Annotated in this window: 5 protein-coding genes; all 5 read left to right on the top strand. The window is 30.2% G+C overall.

All coding sequences use genetic code 11. From position 1 onward, the window contains the following. The first annotated feature begins 253 nt into the window (after positions 1-253). From DW963_RS12975 to DW963_RS12995, 5 genes are read left to right on the top strand one after another with little or no spacing between them, the layout of a single operon-like run. On the top strand, positions 254-1,204 hold the full coding sequence (locus DW963_RS12975) for a patatin-like phospholipase family protein (RefSeq protein WP_286169402.1): 951 nt from the start codon (positions 254-256) through the stop codon (positions 1,202-1,204). Then, on the top strand, positions 1,204-3,270 hold the full coding sequence (locus DW963_RS12980; RefSeq protein WP_117916332.1) for a dynamin family protein: 2,067 nt from the start codon (positions 1,204-1,206) through the stop codon (positions 3,268-3,270). The genes DW963_RS12975 and DW963_RS12980 overlap by 1 nt, the downstream gene beginning before the upstream one ends. Before the next feature lie 2 nt (positions 3,271-3,272). Continuing rightward, positions 3,273-3,584 (top strand): hypothetical protein, encoded by a 312-nt coding sequence (locus DW963_RS12985; protein WP_117916334.1) that lies wholly within the window; start codon positions 3,273-3,275, stop codon positions 3,582-3,584. Between the two features lie 11 nt (positions 3,585-3,595). Continuing rightward, positions 3,596-3,964 carry a hypothetical protein gene (locus tag DW963_RS12990; RefSeq protein WP_117916336.1) on the top strand — a complete coding sequence of 123 codons (369 nt, stop codon included), beginning with the start codon at positions 3,596-3,598 and terminating at the stop codon, positions 3,962-3,964. Between the two features lie 6 nt (positions 3,965-3,970). Next, positions 3,971-4,288, top strand: a complete 318-nt coding sequence (locus tag DW963_RS12995; RefSeq protein WP_117916338.1) for a hypothetical protein — start codon at positions 3,971-3,973, stop codon at positions 4,286-4,288. The last annotated feature ends 6 nt before the right edge of the window (positions 4,289-4,294 follow it).

Below are 4,294 nucleotides of genomic sequence, written 5' to 3' on the forward strand. Positions count from 1 at the left end.
ATTTAAAAGAACAGTTTGAACATATAGTTCCTATTTTTGAATTTAAAACATTGAATGGTATGCTGAGAAAACGATTTGTTGAGGAAAACATATCATTTCAAATAAAAGATAAAGAATACATATATATGTGAAATAGGAAAGCAGAAAGGAAAGAATGAAAGGTATAGGTCTAGTATTTGCAGGTGGTGGAGGTAAAGGCTCTTATGAAATTGGAGTATGGAAATATTTGCATGAGATAGGGATTGATTAGTATGTGAGAGCTGTATCGGGTACATCTGTAGGAGCTCTTAATGCTGCATTATTTGTCGGAAGTAGTTATGAAATAGCAGAAAATTTGTGGACAAATATTAATCAGAAAAAAATATTAACACCAAAGGGTGTTTCAGCAGAAGATATTATGAAATGGCTTGTTATGAATGGATTTAATGCGTATTCACCCATAACCAAAGGAGTTAGTAAAATCGTTTCTGGAACAACTTTGGGTACAGAAAAAATTGCACAGGCATTGATTACAAAAATGAATGGCAATCATATGTTTTCGAGAGATGGTTTAAAAGAAATGATAATGGATGGAATAAATTTTCAATATTTATGTTCATCAGAAATTGATTGTTTTGTTACATGTCTGCGTTGCAATGGATTAAAAATAGAAAGATTTAAATTAAACCAATATTCAGATGAAGATATTATTAAATTGTTATTGGCGTCATCCGCAATACCTGTTATTTTCCCAAATGAGAAGTTTCAAGGAAATAGTTATTGTGATGGAGGAATACCGTTTGTGGGAGATAATGTGCCTGTTAAACCAGTATATGATACAGGAGTGGAAAATATAATTGTTATTCATTTAAGTCAGGATACCATTATTGATATTGATAGATTTTCAAATTCAAAAATAATAGAGATAGTACCAAGTAGAGACCTGGGAAATGCTATATCAGGAACATTGGATTTTTCACCAGAAGGAGCATTATCTAGAATTCAATTAGGGTATGATGATGCCCAAAAAGTATTACAGCCTATGGTTGAGATGATTAAATTGACAGTGGCTAATCAGAGAATGTTACAAATTGCATATCAAAAGAATATTGAGTTTGAAAGAGAAAGGCAAGCATTATTAAATAATGAAAATGAAATAAAGAAAAAAATGGAACATGATGGCTTTGAAGAATTATATGAACATTTGATAAAGGAGAATAAGTAATGGCTAAAGAATTAAGTATTATTTCATCAAATCTGCTTATGGATGTAAGAGAATCTGAAGTGAATGGATTAATAGAGCAGATGGTAGAAAAATCAAAAAGCAATATGGAAGAAATTACTGAATTGACATTAGAATGTACTACTTTGCTTTCTTCGGCAGAAAATAGATCTGTTGCATTGAGTAATCAGGGAGTCTTCAAAAGACTGGTTGGTAATATAACTGGTAAAAATACAAAAATGCGAAATGCTATATTACAAAATAATACTAATGCATTATATGCAGCACAGGGAGTTATCAACAGAGTAATGCTTGAATGTACTAATAATAGGAAATTGTTGCTTTCAATAAATGACCGGGTGAGTGATCTTTATTTAGAACTTAAGGAAAATCAAAATGATGTTTCAGCTGCAGTTTTAATGGTGCGTCAGGCTATTGTCGCATTTTATAAAGAATATCAAAATGAAATTATTGCACAGGACAAAAGAATAAGTAAAGTTGAAGAATATGTAAAAACAAAGTGTTCAAAATGTGGAACCGAATTATTTTCATGGCAAAAAATTTGTCCATGTTGTGGATATATTCATTCATTAAAAACAGAAAAAAATAGTGATGAAACAATGAAAACCTTAAAACAAATCTCAGATATAGTAAAGGATAATTCATTTTCAGAGGATATTGTATGGAATGAAACAGCCAGAAAAACTGAGAGAGTATTACGAAAAATAAAGACACTTGCTGGTCTTGGTCGTATTTCGGGATATACTGATGAACTATCTTTGGATATAGAAAATTTGATTAATAAATGCAAAGATGCAGAGTTTCAGATTGCTGTAGTTGGTGTTATGAAAGCTGGAAAATCATTTTTAATGAATGCATTAATTGGTGCTGAAATTGCTTCTGTTGAAGTTAATCCAGAGACAGCAGCTCTTACTAAATTCAGATCTGCGAATGGATATTATGTAATAGTAAGATTTCATAATTATGAACAGTGGAAAAAATTAAAGCAAAGTGCTGAAGACAGTAAAAAAACAGGAAAAGATAGCCTGATATCTAGATTGAATGATCCGATTACTATTAAAATGGAATCAGAATGGGTAAATCATGGTGACTTAAAAATTGAATGCAAAAATTTGGAGGACTTACAGGGAGTTGTAAAAAAATATACTTCTTCAAGAGCAATTGAACATATTTTTGTATCTGAAGTAGAAGTAGGTGTAGATAGAAATTTGTTTAATATGCCAAAGGAAGTAGTATTTGTGGATACGCCGGGGCTTAAAGATCCTGTTAAATATAGATCAAATATTACAAAAAAATATATAAAAAAAGCAGATGCAGTTCTTATAGCGTTGAAACCAGGACCACTTACTACAGAAGGTGTTGAAATAGTAACAACTGTATTAGATTGTACAGATACAGATAAGGCTTATATTGTTGGTACACAAAAAGATATAAATAGTGATAGTGAGTGCGAAGAATATGTATCTAACTGGGTCGAGCATTTAGTTAATGCTAAACGATATAGCGATAGTAGAAAAGTAATGAATAGAATTATTCTTACATCGGCTAAGATGGATTTATTAGTTCATAAATGGGAAAAATTATCTGAAACAGAAAAAGAGGATGAAAATAAGTTTAGTTTTGATGATTTTAAAGATTTGGAAAATTATTCAGCTAAGTCAATGAAAAAACGATCATATAATCTCATGCAGATGACACCAGAAGAAATTAAAGCTGTTTCAGATTATACGGGAATTCCAACTTTGAGAGCTAAGCTGGAATCCACTTTGATTTCAAATTATAGAAAATTGAAGATTGATGATATTACTAAATCGTATATTAGCTGCAGAAAAAGATTAACTGCAATTAGTCAGAATGCAATTAATAAACAAGAAAATGATATAAATCTTGCTATTGCAGGTGCGGAAACTTTGCAAAAACAAATTGAGAATATGGATTTAGAAAAGACGAATTTAAAACAACAAAATGAGGAACTAAAAAAAGCTATTGAAAAGCTTGAAAATTCATTGAAAAATAAGATAAGTGACCTAGAAAGAAAGGAAAAATAAATATGGGATTGTTTAGTTTTTTAAAAGATGCGGCGGAATGGGTAAAAGATAAAGTAGAAACCGCAATAGACTGGGTTAAGGATAAGTTATCATTTTCAGAATATGATGAAGATGATATAGAAGATCATGTAGATGTAGATGCTGTTTTGGCAGAATTTAGAGAAAAAATGCAAGGCGATGTCAATAATGCTGAGAAAAAATGTATGAGTTCAATATCAGATGTGTTTACAGATTTGATAAGAAAACACAAGAAAAATTTCCTGATTTGGTTGAAATTATTGCTAACGAACAACAGAAAGCTGAAAGAGAATTGAGTGGAACATATATGAAATATGTAAAGGAACATCTATCAAAAAATGATGAAAAATTCTTAAATGTTTTAAAAATGAAACCTGGCAAGGCAAAAGATAATGCCTTAAATCTGGCATTAAAAAATATCATGGATAATGCAGAGAAAACATTTTATTCAAAACTAAAAAAATATGCTGAACATGTTTTGAGTGAGTTTACAAACAGATTGAATAATCGAATGATTGAGCAAGAAAAACAGGTGACCGAAAGAATTAATGAACTTGAAAAACTTAAGTTGGAAGCGGAAAATGGAAAGATTGATGTTGATGCATTGAAAGATAAATCAGCACCTGTAATGGAAGCTTCCGCATGTATAATTCAATTATGTAGAATGGAGATGTAATTAAAGATGAGTTTTTGGTCATGGATTGGACTGGTAGAGAAAAAGGATGTCATTGAACTACAGTCCAATATAAATACTTTAATTGAGCAAAATCAACAATTAAGAGAAGATAATAAAAAGATTTGCGAGTGTGTTGGTGCTGTTAAAGATAAATGTTTAGAAGAGATTACGCAACAATTTAATATGGAATATAATAGAATTAATAAGATGTTTCAGAATACTGATACACAAATTAATAATTTAAAAGAAGTGATAGAGCAAATTCAAGAAAGAATAAATGAAATAAATGAAACTTCAAAATACGAATTAATAGGGATGAACTGAAATATA

The organism is Eubacterium sp. AM46-8 (assembly GCF_003466705.1).
Lineage (GTDB): Bacteria > Bacillota > Clostridia > Lachnospirales > Lachnospiraceae > Lachnospira.

Excerpts from the sequence above, each read along its gene's own strand:
- DW963_RS12985 (WP_117916334.1), top strand. The coding sequence starts at position 3,273 with ATGGGATTGTTTAGTTTTTTAAAAGATGCGGCGGAATGGGTAAAAGAT.
- DW963_RS12995 (WP_117916338.1), top strand. The coding sequence starts at position 3,971 with ATGAGTTTTTGGTCATGGATTGGACTGGTAGAGAAAAAGGATGTCATT.
- DW963_RS12980 (WP_117916332.1), top strand. The coding sequence starts at position 1,204 with ATGGCTAAAGAATTAAGTATTATTTCATCAAATCTGCTTATGGATGTA.
- DW963_RS12990 (WP_117916336.1), top strand. The coding sequence starts at position 3,596 with ATGAAATATGTAAAGGAACATCTATCAAAAAATGATGAAAAATTCTTA.